At 69.5% G+C, this 14,006-nt stretch carries 15 protein-coding genes; 14 read left to right on the top strand and 1 reads right to left on the bottom strand.

Annotation, left to right across the window (positions count from 1 at the left end; genetic code table 11):
* Positions 1-7: 7 nt before the first annotated feature.
* The 7 genes from ACIBVN_RS25185 to rfbD all read left to right on the top strand — a co-directional run bounded on the left by ACIBVN_RS25185 (position 8) and on the right by rfbD (position 6,607).
* Positions 8-895 carry a DMT family transporter gene (locus ACIBVN_RS25185; RefSeq protein WP_397140216.1) on the top strand — a complete coding sequence of 296 codons (888 nt, stop codon included), beginning with the start codon at positions 8-10 and terminating at the stop codon, positions 893-895.
* Positions 892-1,515: a GntR family transcriptional regulator gene (locus ACIBVN_RS25180; protein WP_397140214.1), complete on the top strand. Its 624-nt coding sequence runs from the start codon at positions 892-894 to the stop codon at positions 1,513-1,515. The genes ACIBVN_RS25185 and ACIBVN_RS25180 overlap by 4 nt, the downstream gene beginning before the upstream one ends.
* Positions 1,516-1,615: 100 nt before the next feature.
* Positions 1,616-1,966 (top strand): hypothetical protein, encoded by a 351-nt coding sequence (locus ACIBVN_RS25175; RefSeq protein WP_397140212.1) that lies wholly within the window; start codon positions 1,616-1,618, stop codon positions 1,964-1,966.
* Positions 1,967-2,234: 268 nt separating this feature from the next.
* Entirely contained in the window at positions 2,235-3,689 is a 1,455-nt protein-coding gene (locus ACIBVN_RS25170) for a sugar transferase (RefSeq protein WP_397140210.1), read from the top strand.
* A 2-nt stretch (positions 3,690-3,691) separates the two neighbouring features.
* Complete coding sequence (locus ACIBVN_RS25165; RefSeq protein WP_397140208.1) at positions 3,692-4,759, top strand: glucose-1-phosphate thymidylyltransferase; 1,068 nt, start codon at positions 3,692-3,694, stop codon at positions 4,757-4,759.
* The gene (gene rfbB, locus ACIBVN_RS25160; protein WP_397140206.1) at positions 4,756-5,694 is read left to right on the top strand and encodes a dTDP-glucose 4,6-dehydratase; all 939 of its coding nucleotides are present in this window, start codon (positions 4,756-4,758) and stop codon (positions 5,692-5,694) included. Before ACIBVN_RS25165 ends, rfbB begins: the two co-directional genes overlap by 4 nt.
* Before the next feature lie 25 nt (positions 5,695-5,719).
* Complete coding sequence (gene rfbD, locus ACIBVN_RS25155; RefSeq protein ID WP_397140204.1) at positions 5,720-6,607, top strand: dTDP-4-dehydrorhamnose reductase; 888 nt, start codon at positions 5,720-5,722, stop codon at positions 6,605-6,607.
* Here rfbD and ACIBVN_RS25150 read toward each other — a convergent pair.
* Positions 6,589-7,167, bottom strand: coding sequence for a dTDP-4-dehydrorhamnose 3,5-epimerase family protein (locus ACIBVN_RS25150; RefSeq protein ID WP_397140202.1), 579 nt, complete (start codon positions 7,165-7,167; stop codon positions 6,589-6,591). The genes rfbD and ACIBVN_RS25150 overlap by 19 nt on opposite strands.
* Before the next feature lie 56 nt (positions 7,168-7,223).
* On the opposite strand from ACIBVN_RS25150, the gene ACIBVN_RS25145 reads away from it, so the two are divergent.
* The 7 genes from ACIBVN_RS25145 to ACIBVN_RS25115 are packed head-to-tail and all read left to right on the top strand — an operon-like array spanning position 7,224 to position 14,001.
* Positions 7,224-8,123 carry a hypothetical protein gene (locus ACIBVN_RS25145; protein ID WP_397140200.1) on the top strand — a complete coding sequence of 300 codons (900 nt, stop codon included), beginning with the start codon at positions 7,224-7,226 and terminating at the stop codon, positions 8,121-8,123.
* Entirely contained in the window at positions 8,124-9,332 is a 1,209-nt protein-coding gene (locus tag ACIBVN_RS25140; RefSeq protein WP_397140198.1) for a methyltransferase domain-containing protein, read from the top strand.
* Complete coding sequence (locus tag ACIBVN_RS25135; RefSeq protein WP_397140196.1) at positions 9,329-10,105, top strand: glucose-1-phosphate cytidylyltransferase; 777 nt, start codon at positions 9,329-9,331, stop codon at positions 10,103-10,105. Before ACIBVN_RS25140 ends, ACIBVN_RS25135 begins: the two co-directional genes overlap by 4 nt.
* On the top strand, positions 10,102-10,752 hold the full coding sequence (locus ACIBVN_RS25130; RefSeq protein WP_397140318.1) for a PIG-L deacetylase family protein: 651 nt from the start codon (positions 10,102-10,104) through the stop codon (positions 10,750-10,752). Before ACIBVN_RS25135 ends, ACIBVN_RS25130 begins: the two co-directional genes overlap by 4 nt.
* Before the next feature lie 2 nt (positions 10,753-10,754).
* Positions 10,755-11,774, top strand: a complete 1,020-nt coding sequence (locus ACIBVN_RS25125; protein WP_397140194.1) for an NAD-dependent epimerase/dehydratase family protein — start codon at positions 10,755-10,757, stop codon at positions 11,772-11,774.
* Positions 11,771-13,033, top strand: a complete 1,263-nt coding sequence (locus ACIBVN_RS25120) for a DUF4910 domain-containing protein (protein ID WP_397140192.1) — start codon at positions 11,771-11,773, stop codon at positions 13,031-13,033. The genes ACIBVN_RS25125 and ACIBVN_RS25120 overlap by 4 nt, the downstream gene beginning before the upstream one ends.
* Entirely contained in the window at positions 13,033-14,001 is a 969-nt protein-coding gene (locus ACIBVN_RS25115) for a hypothetical protein (protein ID WP_397140316.1), read from the top strand. The genes ACIBVN_RS25120 and ACIBVN_RS25115 overlap by 1 nt, the downstream gene beginning before the upstream one ends.
* Positions 14,002-14,006 lie beyond the last annotated feature (5 nt).

Raw genomic sequence — 14,006 nt, 5'->3', positions numbered from 1 at the left:
GAGGGCCATGAGAAATGGACCCCTCGCCGTTGTTGCTGCCTCCGTGCTCTGGGGCACGGCCGGGACGGCGGGACTGCTCGTCTCCGCCGACTCCGTCGCGCTGGCCGCCGCGCGGCTGGTCGTCGGGGGTGCCGCGCTCGCTCTGCTGGCCGGCGCGGGCGTCAGGAAGGCGATCAGGCCCGGCCTGCTGCTGGCCGCCGTCGCGGTGGCCGCCTATCAGCTCTGCTTCTTCACGGCCGTCAGCCGCACGGGCGTCGCCATCGGGACCGTGGTGGCGATCGGGAGCGGTCCCGTCTTCACGGGTTTGCTCTCCTGGGTGCTGCACGGCCGCCGGCCGAGCGGGCGGTGGAGCCTCGCGACCGCGGCGGCCATCTGCGGATGCGCGGCGCTGATCGTCGGAGGCGGCGCCGAGGCGGGCGGGCAGATGGTCTCCGGGGTGCTGTTCGCGCTGCTCGGCGGCGTGCTCTACGCCTTCTACGCGGTGATGGCGGCGCAGGCGATCGGCCAGGGGGCCAGGTCGGACGCGGTGATGGGGGTCCTGTTCGGCGGGGCAGCCGTGATCATGCTGCCGGTGCTGCTGGTGAGCGGGCTCGGCTGGCTGGGGGAGCCGCGCGGGCTGCTCGCCGTGCTCTATCTGGGCCTCGGCTCCACCGCCCTGTCCTACTTCCTGTACGGCCGGGGCCTGCGCACCACTCCGGTGGCCACGGCCGCCACGCTGGCGCTTGCCGAACCGGCCGTGGCGGCGCTGCTCGGCCTGGTCGTGCTCGGCGAACGGCTGGCCCCGGTCTCGATCGCGGGGCTGGTCCTGCTGGCGCTCAGCCTCGTGGCGGTGGCCGTACCCGAGAAGCCGCAAGCACAAGCCGTACCGGAAAGGGAGCTAGAGTCGCAGCCGTGACGTTGCCGCTCAGACCCGTCTCCACCGTCGGCGCGCTCGCCGACGCCCTGCGCAGCAGGGTGCTCTCCGGCGAGATCCCGCCCGGCACCCCGCTGCCCGAGCAGGAGATCGCCGCGTCGTACGGCGTCGCCAGGCCGACCGTGCGGGAGGCGCTGGCCGGCCTCGTCCACGAAGGACTGCTCAGGCGCGAGCGCAACCGCAGCGCCTATGTCCCCGAGGTGACGCTTTCGGACCTCGACGACCTCATGTACGTACGCCGCCCGCTCGAGGACCTGATGGCACGGGCTCTGGCCGGGCGGCGGGTGCCGGACGCCGAAGCCGCCTTGCACCGGATGGCCGCGCTGCCTGCCGACGCGCCCTGGTCGGAGATCGTGGCCGAGCACATGGCGCTGCACCAGGCGCTGATCGAGGCCGTGGGGAGCCCGCGGCTGGAGCGCCTCTACGGTGTGCTGGCGGCCGAGACGCGGCTCGGTCTGGTGCGGTTGCGCGAGGTCTACACCGACAGGGACGTGCTGATACGCGAGCATCGCGAGCTGCTCGACGCGATCGCCGAGGGGCCGGAGGATGCGGCCAGAGCGGTGGTGGCGGCGCACCTCAGCCATTCCTGGGGCGGCGACTGAGGGCCGAAGGACGCCGTCTGAGGGGCCGAACGGCCGCTGAAGCGCACCATTGCGCGCGAACCCTTGCGGGACAGCCCCGGAACTCGCAAGAATCGCGCCCATGCACGGCAATCCGATGCCGGACTCCTACGTGTATGTCACGGAAGAGGGCGTCACTCGTCACTACGCGGACGGTAGCGTCGAGGCTCTCGCATGGGAGGACGTGGTGGAGGTCCGTGTCGTCACAGAATCCGGGGACGACGTCCTCTACATCCTGCTCGACCGCGACGGCGAGGGCTGCGTCGTCCCCCGCTCGGCCACGGACGCCACGTTCCTGACACGCCTGCGCTACCTGCCGGACTTCGATCTCGACCGGCTGACCCTGGCCGCCGACTCCGCACAGGACGGAGTTGTGGTCGTCTGGCGCAGCCCGGACCCGCCGTCCGCATTGCCGGACCTGGAGTACGACTAGCGGCTTCATGGAGCCGCAACCTGGCGAAACACTGCCGTAAACCGCATATTTCCGCAGCTGCCCCGCTGCACTTATGGACCGTTCCGTCAAGCCCCAAGACCCCCCGATATTCGTCCGGTTGTGGACATTTGACGTTATTCCCCATGTCGGAATCGATCTTTACTCTTTAGTGGGGGCCGCCGCCCTTGATTGTGCGTGGGACCTGTCAACCCATGCGGTTCAAGGAACGTCAAGTTATCGCGGTGCACAGAGTTGTCAGGGTGGTGCTATGAGGGTGGGGACTGGGGAGTCCGATGTCGTGCTCCTCGGGGCCGTGCCGCGTCGCGCGTCGAGCATTTGGACGCGCGCGTACCTACGGCTCCTGTTATGTGGGGACACGATTTGCGCTCTGCTGGCATGCGTATGCGTGCTCGGCATCCGGCTGATGGCCGGCGTGTTCATTCCACTGGTCGAGTTCATGCTCGGATTCGGCCTGGTCATCGCCTGGCCCGTCGCGCTCATGATGGGCGGGGCGTATCGCCAGCGCGCCAACGGCGAGGGAACGGAGGAGTTCAAGGCCGTCTTCAACGGCGGTGTCGGCCTGATGGCCACGGTCGCCATCATGGCTTATGCCACGCAGACCGTCATCGCGCGTAGTTTCGTGATGGCGATGCTGCCGCTGGCGCTGCTCGCCACGCTCTATTACCGCTACAAGATGCGTAAACGTCTCCACCGAAGGAGAGCGGTGGGCGACTACACGCGTCAGGTGATCGCGGTAGGGCATCGGGAATCGATTCTCAACCTGGTGGTGCAGTTCAGGCGCCAGCCGTATCACGGAATGCAGGTGGTGGGAGCCTGCCTTCCTGAGAGCGCGATGGACGTCGATCTCGACGGCGTTCCGGTGCTCGGCTCCTTCGGCGACGTGGCGGCGGTGGTCGAGCGCGAGCAGGCCGACGCCGTGGCCGTGCTGGCCTGCCCGGAGCTGGACGGGGCCGCGCTGCGGCGCCTGGCGTGGAGCCTGGAGACCGCGCGTACCGATCTCTTCGTGGCCCCCGCGCTCATGGACGTGGCCGGGCCGCGCATCAGCATCAGGCCGGTCGCGGGGATGCCGCTCCTGCACGTGGAGCATCCCGAGTTCGACGGCACCAAGCAGGTCGCGAAGACCGTGTTCGACCGCCTGGTAGCGATGGTGGCGCTGCTGCTCCTGGCGCTGCCGCTGCTGGCCATCGCCCTGGTGATCCGCCTCACCAGCCCGGGACCCGCGCTCTTCCACCAGACCAGGGTCGGCAAAGGTGGCAAAGAGTTCCGTGTCGTGAAATTTCGTACGATGGTGGTCGATGCGGAGCAGCTCAAGGACACACTTCTCCATGCGAACGAGTTCGACGGGGTGCTCTTCAAGATTAGGAACGATCCAAGAATCACTCGGGTAGGCGCTTTCCTGCGGAAATACTCCCTCGACGAGCTGCCCCAGCTGCTCAATGTCCTACGCGGCGAGATGTCCCTGGTCGGCCCGCGCCCACCGCTTCCCGAGGAGGTTGGCAAGTACGGCGCCGACGTCCGCCGCCGCCTGGTCGTCAAGCCGGGCATGACCGGGCTCTGGCAGGTCAGCGGCCGCTCCGACCTGACGTGGGAGGAGTCCGTACGCCTGGACCTGCGGTACGTGGAGAACTGGTCGCTCATCCTCGACCTGCAGATCCTCTGGAAGACCTGGTCCGTCGTCACCCGTGGAGAAGGGGCTTACTAGCGGTGAAAGCACTCGTGCTCGCCGGGGGATCGGGCACACGGCTCCGGCCCATCACGCACACCTCGGCCAAGCAGCTCGTGCCGGTCGCGAACAAGCCGGTCCTGTTCTACGGCCTGGAGGCGATCGCGGCAGCGGGGATCAGGGAGCTCGGCCTGGTGGTCGGGGACACGCAGGCGGAGATCGAGTCGGCCGTGGGAGACGGCTCGGCGTTCGGGCTGCAGGTCACGTACCTGCGGCAGGAGGCGCCGCTCGGGCTCGCCCACGGCGTGTTGATCGCCCGTGAGTTCCTCGGCGACGAGGACTTCGTCATGTACCTGGGCGACAACTTCATCGTGGGCGGCATCAACGGCCTGGTGGACAGGTTCCACAGGGAACGCCCCACCGCCCAGATCATGCTCACCAAGGTCGGCGACCCGCGCCAGTTCGGAGTGGCCGAGCTCGATGCCCGGGGCCGCGTGATCGGGCTGGAGGAGAAGCCCGTGCGGCCCAAGAGCGATCTGGCGCTGGTGGGCGTCTACCTGTTCAGCCCGGCCATCCACGCCGCGGTGGCGGAGCTCAAGCCGTCCTGGCGGGGCGAGCTGGAGATCACCGACGCCATCCAGTGGCTGATCGAGGCGGGCCTGCGCGTCGAGTCCTCGATCATTTCCGGCTACTGGAAGGACACGGGTAACGTCACCGACATGCTGGAGGTCAACCGGCTGGTCCTGGAGTCGGTCGAGCCCCGGGTACGCGGGCGGGTCGACGCGGTCAGTGAGCTGGTGGGCCGCGTCGTCGTCGAGCAGGGCGCGGTGGTCGAGCGCTCCAGGATCGTCGGCCCGGCGATCATCGGCGAGGGCGCGCGGATCCGCGACAGCTATGTCGGCCCCTTCACCTCCATCGGCGCCCGCTGCGCGGTCACCGACAGCGAGATCGAGTACTCGATCGTGCTGCCCAGGGCCTCGATCAGCGGCGTCGGCCGCATCCAGTCGTCGCTGATCGGCCACGACGTCGAGGTCACTCCGGCGCCCAACACCCCCAAAGCCCACCGTCTCGTGCTGGGCGATCACAGCAAGGTGCAGATCAGTTCATGAGAATTCTGGTGACCGGCGGCGCCGGCTTCATTGGCTCGCATTTCGTCCGGACCCTGGATGACGTGTCCGGGTCCGGCGCGGATGTGACCGTGCTCGACAAGCTCACCTACGCGGGAAACCGCGCCAACCTCGACGGCGTGCGGCACGAGTTCGTGCACGGGGACATCTGCGACGCCGAGCTGCTCAAGACCGTCGTCCCCGGCCACGACCTCGTGGTCAACTTCGCGGCCGAGTCGCACGTGGACCGCTCGATCGAGGGCGCGGCCGAGTTCATGCGCACGAACGTGCTCGGCGTCCAGACCCTGCTCCAGGCGTGCCTGGAGGCAGGGGTGCCGAAGGTGGTCCAGGTGTCGACCGACGAGGTGTACGGGTCGGTCGACATCGGCTCGTGGGACGAGGCAGCCCCGCTGCAGCCGCGCTCGCCGTACGCGGCGTCGAAGGCGGGCGGCGACCTGATCGCCCGCGCGTACGCGATCACGCACGGGCTGAACGTCTCGATCACGAGATGCGGCAACAACTACGGCCCGCGGCAGTACCCCGAGAAGGTCATCCCGCTCTTCATCACGAACCTGCTGCGCGGCAGGAAGGTCCCGCTGTACGGCGACGGCGGCAACGTACGGGACTGGATCCACGTCGAGGACCACTGCGCGGGCATCCGCATGGTCGCGGAGCAGGGCGAGCCGGGCGAGGTCTACCACATCGCGGGCACGGCCGAGCTGACCAACAAGGAGCTCACCACGCGCCTGCTCGAAGCCTGCGGCCGGGACTGGGACATGGTCGAGTACGTCCAGGACCGCAAGGGCCACGACCGCAGGTACTCGCTGGACGACTCCAAGCTGCGGGCTTTGGGCTACCGGCCCGAGATCGCGTTCGAGCAGGGGCTGAAGGACACCGTCCGCTGGTACGCCGAGCACCGGGACTGGTGGGCCTCATGATCGGCCGGTTACGTGGGGAGGCGGCATGAGGTGGCTCATCACGGGGGCCGGCGGCATGCTGGCCGCCGACGTCCTCGACAGGACGGTGCTGACCGGCGAGCCGGTGCTCGCGCTCGGCCGGGGGGAGCTGGATCTGCGCGACAGGCGCGCGGTACGCGACTTCGTGTCCGCCTACCGGCCCAGAGTCGTGATCAACTGTGCCGCCTGGACCGCGGTGGACGAGGCCGAGACGCACGAGGCCGAGGCGCTGGCGATCAACGGGCACGCCGTGCGCTGGCTGGCCGAGGCCTGCGACCTGGCGGGGGCCCGGTTGCTGCACGTCTCCACCGACTACGTCTTCGACGGGGCCGCGCGGGTGCCGTACCGGGAGGACTCGCCGACCGGGCCGGTCAGCGCGTACGGGCGGACCAAGCTCGCGGGCGAGCGCGCGGCGCTGGAGCACGGCCACTACGTGGTGCGCAGCGCCTGGATGTACGGGGCGAGCGGGACGAACTTCGTGCGGACCATGATCCGGCTGGCAGGGGAGCGGCCGGCGATCGACGTGGTGGACGACCAGCGCGGCCAGCCGACCTGGACCGCCGACCTGGCGGACTACCTCGTCCGGCTGGCGCAGTCTGACCTGCCGCCGGGCGTCTACCACGGCACCAGCGCGGGCGAGGCCACGTGGTGCGAGTTCGCCAAAGAGATCTTCACGCTGCTCGGCGCAGACCCCGGACGTGTCCGCCCCGTGCCCGGCACCGCCTACCCCCGCCCGGCCCGGCGGCCGGCCAACAGCGTGCTCGCCCACACCCGCTGGGAGCCGATCCGGCACTGGAAAGCGGCGCTGCACGCGGCGTGGCCGGTCATGAGGGGGCCGGTCATGAGCGGGGGAAGGGCGGGGGCGGGGGCGGATCCTCAATGCAGCGTGGCGTAGAACTCCTTGCACGCCCGATAGTCCGGCAGCAGGCCGGCCGCGCGCGCCTCCTCGAGAGAGGGGGCCTTGGCGTCCTTGTCCGACAGGACGGGCTCCAGACCGGACGGCCAGCCGATGCCGACGGCCGGGTCGAGCGGGTGAACCCCGTGCTCACGACCCGGGCTGTACGGCTGCGAGCACAGGTACACGACCGTGGCCTGCTCGCTCAGCGCCATGAACGCGTGGCCGAGACCCTCGGCGATCAGCACGGCGCCTCGGGTCTCGTCGTCCAGCGTCACGGCCTCCCACTGGCCGAACGTGGGCGAGCCCACCCGGATGTCGACCACGACGTCCATGACGCTTCCGGACACGCACATGATGTATTTCGCCTGGCCGGGCGGGATCTCCGCGAAATGCACGCCGCGGAGCACGCCCGCCTGGGAAACGGAGCAGTTGACCTGGGCCACATCGAGCGGGTGCGGCAGACCGGCCGCCCTGAACGCCTCGAGGAAACTGCCACGAGGGTCGGCATGAACGCGTGGCGTGAAAAGCCACGAGCCGTCAATCGAGAGGCGATCCATGATCGCAGCATGCCAGACCCTGACCGCCATTCAAGCCAACCGAGAGGGAAAGTTTGATGATGACCGCCGTCTTCCTCAACAGCGGCGTGAACGACGAAACGCGCCGCGAAATGCTGTTCAAGGGCGAGGTCTTCGTCTATTCGGCCGCACCGGCCACGACCGAGCTGGTCACCTTCGCGAGAGAGCTGATCGACGACGCTTTCGGCGGGCTGGACCCGGAGACCGCGCAGCATGAAATGCCGGTGGAGGAGTTCGCGAAATTGCTCGCCGAGCTCAAACCGCGGTTCATCCATCACCCCCGGTGCAAGGAACTCCTGCCGGCGGTCATCGAGGAGCGCGGCTGCGATCCCGGGCGGACCTATTTCGACGTGCCCAGGCTGCGCACCTCGACCTCGAACGACTATTTGGTCTCCGGCATCTCCTACGCCTTCCACCCGCATCGCGACTGCTGGTATTCGGCGCCGTTCAGCCAGGTCAACTGGTGGATCCCGGTCTACTCGGTGACCCCCGAGAACGTCATGGCCTTCCACCCGCGCTATTTCGACCAGCCGGTGCGCAACAGCAGCGCGGGTTACGACTACGCCGAGTGGAACAGGACGAGCCGGCACAACGCGGCGGCCCACGTACGCAGCGACACCCGGGTCCAGCCGCGGCCCGAGGAGCCGATCGAGCTGGAGCCGCAGGTCAGGGTGGTGCCGGAGGCCGGCGGCACGCTGATGTTCTCCGGCGCGCAGCTCCACTCCACCGTGCCGAACACCTCCGGCAAGACCAGGTTCAGCATCGACTTCCGGACCGTGCACATCCACGACGTGCGCGCGCACCAGGGGGCCCCGAACGTGGACGCCGAGTGCACGGGCACCACGCTGCGGGACTTCGTGCGCTGTAACGATCTCGCCCCGATGCCCGAAGATCTCGCGCTGGAGTACGAGGCCAAGGCCCTGGCTGGAGTGAGCTGAATGACCACCTGCCGACTGTGCGGTTCCGAGGGGCTCGCCGGGGTCGTGGACCTCGGCGCGACCCCGCCGTGCGAGCTGTTCCTGACCGCGGAGCAGCTCGACGCGCCCGAGCCCACGTACCCGTTGCACCTGCGGGTCTGCACGAGCTGCTGGCTGGCCCAGCTGCCACCGCTGATCACACCGGAGGAGACGTTCACCGAGTACGCCTACTTCTCCTCCTACTCGACCTCCTGGGTGGAGCACGCGCGGAGGTTCGTGGACGCAGCGGGGCTGCGCCCCGACTCGTTCGTGGTGGAGGTGGCCAGCAACGACGGCTACCTGCTCCAGCACGTCGTGGAGCGGGGCGTGCGCTGCCTGGGCATCGAGCCGTCCGCCAACGTCGGCAGCGCCGCCGTCGACAAGGGCGTGCCGACGCTCACGGAGTTCCTGTCGCCGGAGGTCGGCCAGCGGGTGCGGGCCGAGCACGGGCCCGCGGACCTGGTCGTGGCGAACAACGTGTACGCGCACATCCCGGACGTCGTCGGCTTCACCAAGGGCCTGCGGGCGCTGGTGGCCGACGACGGGCGGGTCTCCATCGAGGTGCAGCACCTGCTGACGCTGATGGAGCTCAACCAGTACGACACCATCTACCACGAGCACTTCCAGTACTACACGGTGGCCTCGGCGCAGCGGGCGCTCGCGAGCGGCGGGCTGTACCTGGTCGACGTCGAGCTGCTGCCGACGCACGGCGGGTCGATCCGGCTGTGGGCGCAGCCGGGCGAGGCGCCCGTCTCGCCGCGGGTCGTCGAGGTGCTGGCCCGCGAGAAGGCAGCCGGGCTGCACGAGCTCGCGGGCTACCAGGACTTCGCGAAGCGGGTGGCCAAGGTGCGGCGGGACCTGCTCAGGTTCCTCATCGACGCCGCGGACGCCGGCAAGACCGTGGTCGGGTACGGCGCTCCCGGCAAGGGGAACACGCTGCTCAACCACTGCGGGATCCGGCCCGATCTGCTGGCGTACACGGTGGACCGCAATCCGTACAAGCACGGCAGGTTCACGCCGGGATCGCGGATCCCGATCCACGCGCCGGAGCGGATCGCCGCGGACCGGCCCGACTACGTGCTGGTGCTGCCGTGGAACCTGCGTGACGAGCTGGTCGAGCAGCTGTCCTACGTCAGGGAGTGGGGCGGGCGGCTGGTCTTCCCGATCCCGGGTCTGGAGGTCGTCGGATGAAAGTCGTCCTCTTCTGCGGCGGGCGCGGCACCAGGATGCGCAGCGACCTGCCCGGCGGTGACATGCCGAAGCCGATGCAGATGGTCGGCCCGCGCCCGCTGGTCTGGCACGTCATGCGGTACTACGCGCACTTCGGGCACAAGGAGTTCATCCTGTGCCTCGGCTACGGCGCGCAGCACATCAAGGACTTCTTCCTGACGTACAAGGAGACGGGGTCGAACGACTTCATCCTGCGGAACGGACAGATCGAGCTGTTATCCACGGACATTTCCGACTGGTCGGTGTCGTTGATCGACACCGGGCTCGACTCCCCGATCGGCGAGCGGTTACGCAGGGTCAGGCCGTACCTGGACGGCGAGGAGATGTTCCTCGCCAACTACGCCGACGTGCTGACCGACGCGCCGCTGCCCCGGATCATCGACCGCTTCGCCGCCTCCGACGCGGGCGCCTCCATGATGGTGGTCCCGCCGACCAACACCTTCCACGTCATCGACGTCAGCGAGGGCGGGCTGGTCGGCGGCATCACGCCGGTCAGCGAGATGCCGCTCTGGGTCAACGGCGGCTTCTTCGTGCTGCGCCAGGACGTCTTCGACCACATCCCGGAGAACGGCGACCTGGTCGCGGACGGCTGCGCGGAGCTGGCCAAGCGGGGACGGCTGGTGGCGTACCCGCACCGCGGCTACTGGCGGCCGAGCGACACCGTGAACCAGCGCCTGGAGCTGGATCGTTCCTGGGCCCGCGGCGAGCGGCCCTGGGCGCTGTGGGAAGCATGATCGGCCTGCTGCCCGCACGGCGGGACGAGGTCGTCGCGCTCGGCGCCCACTGCGACGACATCGCGATCGGCGCCGGCGCGAGCCTCCACACGATCTGCCGGTCCCGCCCGGGCGTACGCGTGCACGCGCTCGTGCTGTCCGGCGGCGGGACCGAGCGTGAAGAGGAGGAGCAGGCGGCGCTCGCGGCCTTCTGCCCGGGCGCGGACCTGCGGCTCACCGTGCTCAAGCTGCCCGACGGGCGGCTGCCCGCGCACTGGGACGAGGCCAAGAACGCCCTGGAGGACCTGAGGGCGCAGGCGAGCCCCGATCTGATCTTCGCCCCGTGGACGGGCGACGCGCACCAGGACCACCGCGGTCTGGCACAGCTCGTGCCGACGGTCTGGCGCGACCACCTGACGCTCGGCTACGAGATCGTCAAATGGGACGGCGACCTCGGCCGCCCCGCGGTCTACCAGCCGCTCGACGACGAGGTGGCCGAGACCAAGGTCCGGCTGCTGCAGGAGCACTACCCCTCGCAGCGGCACCGCCCCTGGTACGACAGGGAGGCCTTCCTCGGGCTGGCCCGCATCCGCGGCATCGAGTGCGGCGCCAGGTACGCCGAGGCCTTCCACGTGAACAAGCTGACCATCGATCTGGCTGGAGGCTGACCTTGCGGATTCTTCTGACCGGGCACCAGGGCTACCTGGGCAGTGTGCTGGCACCCGTGCTGTCCGCCGCGGGGCACGAGGTGATCGGCCTCGACTCCGGTCTGTTCGCCGACTGCGTGCTCGGCCCAGCCGTCGACGATCCGCCCGGCTACGCGGTCGACCTGCGGGACGTCTCCGCCGAGCTGCTCGAAGGCGTCGACGCCGTGGCGCACATGGCCGCGCTGTCGAACGACCCGCTCGGCTCGCTGGCGCCCGAGCTGACCTACGACATCAACCACCACGCGTCGGTGCGGCTGGCCCGGCTGGCCAAGGACGCCGGGGTACGCAGGTTCGTCTACGCCTCCACCTGCTCGGTCTACGGCGCGTCCGGGGGCGACGAACTGGTGAACGAGGACGCGCCGCTGCGGCCCGTGACGCCGTACGCGGAGTCGAAGGTCAGGGTGGAGGACGACCTGGTCAAGCTGGCCGACGCGGACTTCTCGCCGGTGTTCATGCGTAACGCGACGGCGTTCGGGTTCTCGCCGCGGCTGCGTGCCGACATCGTGCTGAACAACCTGGTGGGCCACGCCGTGCTGTCCGGCGAGGTGCTCGTGCTGTCCGACGGTACCCCGTGGCGGCCCCTGGTGCACGCCGAGGACATCGCCGAGGCGTTCCTGCGGGCGATCGAGGCGCCGCGCGACGCCGTGCACGCCAGGGCGTTCAACGTGGGCTCCGAGTCCAACAACGTGACGGTGGCGGAGATCGCCAACGAGGTGGTCGCGGCCGTGCCCGGGGCGATCCTGAAGATCACCGGCGAGGCCGGCAACGATCCGCGCTCCTACCGGGTGGACTTCTCCCGGATACGGGCGGCGCTGCCCGGCTACACCGCCAGGTGGACGGTCAGGGCGGGGGCGGATGAGCTCGTGGCGGCGTACCGGACCTACGGGCTGACCAGGCACGACTTCGACCGGCGTTTCACCCGGCTGACGCGGCTGGCCGACCGGCGGGCGGCCAGGGGCATCGACGCGGAGCTGCGCCCGTGAACGGCGGCCGGATGCACGAGCTCGTCGAGCGGCTGTATCCGATCTGCCGGAGCATCACCGGGGACGGCGTGCGGCGCACGCTGGAGATCGTCGGCGAGCACCTGCCGTTGACGGTCACCGAGGTGCCGACGGGGACCGAGGTGCTCGACTGGAACGTGCCGAAGGAGTGGAACATCCGCGACGCCTACGTCAAGGACCCCTCCGGGCGGCGGGTGATCGACTTCCGGGAGTCGAACCTGCACGTGGTGGGCTACAGCGTGCCGGTGTCGGGGACGTACACGCTGGAGGAGCTGCGGCCGCGCCTGCACACCCTGCCCGACCAGCCCGGCCTGATCCCTTACCGGACCAGCTACTACGCCGAGACCTGGGGGTTCTGCCTGAGCCAGGACGCGCTCGACGCGCTCGGCGAGGGGCCCTACGAGGTGCTGATCGACTCGACGCTCGAGGACGGCTCGCTGACCATCGCCGAGCACGTCGTGCCCGGGCGGCTGCCCGACGAGGTGGTGATCTCCTGCCACGTGTGCCACCCGTCGCTGGCCAACGACAACCTCGCGGGCATCGCGGTGGCCGTGGCGCTGGCGCTCAAGCTGAAGGAGCCGCGGTACACCTACCGGTTCCTGTTCATGCCGGGGACGATCGGGGCGATCACCTGGCTGGCGCTCAACCGGGGGCGCGTCCACCTGATCGCGGGCGGGCTCACGCTGGCGTGCGCGGGCGACCCCGGGGCGCTGACGTACAAGCGGAGCAGGCGCGGCGACGCCGAGATCGACCGGGCCGTCGAGCATGTCCTCGACGACCGGCCACACCGGGTGCTGGACTTCTCGCCGTACGGGTACGACGAGCGGCAGTTCTGCTCGCCCGGCTTCAACCTCCCCTTCGGCAGCCTCACCAGGACGCCGTACGCCGGATACCCGGAATATCACACCTCGGGGGACAACCCGGGGTTCGTCACGCCGGAGGCCATGGAAGACACCCTCGACGCCCTCGTACGGGTCGTCGAGGTGCTGGAGGGCAACCGCACCTACGTCAACCTCAGCCCGTACGGCGAGCCGCAGCTCGGTAGGCGCGGGCTCTACGGATCTCTCGGCGGAAGGAGTGACACGAAACAGGCCCAAATGGCGATGTTATGGGTGTTGAACCTGTCCGACGGGGACCACAGCCTGCTCGACATCGCCCGACGATCCGAGTTGCCGTTCGCCGCCGTGGAGAGGGCGGCCCACGCTCTGCTGGATGCCGGACTGGTGAGGGAGAAGGCGTGATGGACCTCAGGGTCGGGGACGTGGTCGAAGTGCGGGGGGAAGCCGAGATCATGGCCACGCTGGACGAGCGGGGCGAGCTCGACGGGTTACCTTTCATGCCGGAGATGCTGCGCTTCTGCGGGCGGCGGATGACGGTGCACAAGGTCGCGCACAAGGCGTGCGACACGATCAGCCATGGCCGCATGCGGCACATGGAACGTGCCGTCCACCTGGGCGAGGCCCGCTGCGACGGCTCCGCGCACGGCGGCTGCCAGACGGCCTGCTCGCTCTACTGGAAGGACGCCTGGCTCAGGAAGGTCTCCGACGGACCGGTGTCCACCGGCAAGGACCGCAGGCTGCTGCCGCTGCTGCAGATCAACTCGCGCAAGCCGCCGGGGCCGGAGGGAGAGGAGCGCTTCGCCTGCCAGGCCACCGAGCTGCATCGCGCGGCGCCGACGTGCCTGCCGCTGAAGGACGTCCGGCAGTACGCCGCCGATGTGAAGAGCGGCAACGCGGGTGTGCTGAAGACCCTGCGCGGCCTGTTCTTCGCCGTCTTCAACCGCTACCAGTCGGTCAGCCGCAGGGCGCTGCCCGGGTGGCTGCGGATCAGGGGCGGGCTGGCCTGGGGCTGGGTGCCCAAGGGGAATCCCGGCCCCACCCCGACCGGCACGCTCGACCTGCAGCCGGGCGAGCTGGTGCGGATCAAGTCGCGCCAGGAGATCGTCGCCACGCTCAACCAGGAACGCCTCAACAGGGGCCTCGGCTTCGAGGAGGAGATGGCCAGGCACTGCGGCAGGACCGCCAGAGTCGTCGCACGCGTCGAACGCTGCCTGGACGAGCGCACCGGCGAGCTGCTGCAGATGAAGAACCCCTGCATAGCTCTGGAATCCGTCTACTGCGAAGGGGCCTACAGCGTCAACTGTCCGAGAGAGTTCCTCCCGTTCTGGCGGGAGATCTGGCTGGAGCGCGTCGACGAGCCGGCCGCATAGGGAGA

The sequence above is a fragment of the Nonomuraea sp. NPDC049400 genome (assembly GCF_044466425.1).
Classification (GTDB): Bacteria; Actinomycetota; Actinomycetes; order Streptosporangiales; family Streptosporangiaceae; genus Nonomuraea.
This window is presented reverse-complemented; position numbering and strand designations above follow the sequence as displayed.